The 292-nt window shown below is 65.1% G+C and carries 1 pseudogene; it reads right to left on the minus strand.

The features are described 5' to 3' along the window. Window positions 1-72: 72 nt before the first annotated feature. A pseudogene (locus tag SB772_RS40035) lies at window positions 73-292 on the minus strand (hypothetical protein); the annotation flags it as partial.

Raw genomic sequence — 292 nt, forward strand, 5'->3', positions numbered from 1 at the left:
GCTCCCACCGGGTGTGGTCGCCGCCGGCTTTAGCGGGAGTGGCTTGGACTTGCGGCGAAATCAGGGCGGTGCTCATGATGCGGACTCCTCGGCGACTGATTCGGTGGTTGGCTTACGGAAGACCCAGAGGCGGAACAGCAGGAACCGTGCGGCCGTCGCGAGGAGGTTGGCAGCCACGACGGTGCCCACCTCCACCCAAGCGGTCGGCGTCGTGGTTCCGTGCACTAAGGCAAGCGCTCCGGAGGTGAGGGCCAGCCCGATGCCAAAGACAATCAGGCCTTCAAAGTGATGC

This window comes from Paraburkholderia sp. SIMBA_030 (assembly GCF_046535245.1).
Classification (GTDB): domain Bacteria; phylum Pseudomonadota; class Gammaproteobacteria; order Burkholderiales; family Burkholderiaceae; genus Paraburkholderia.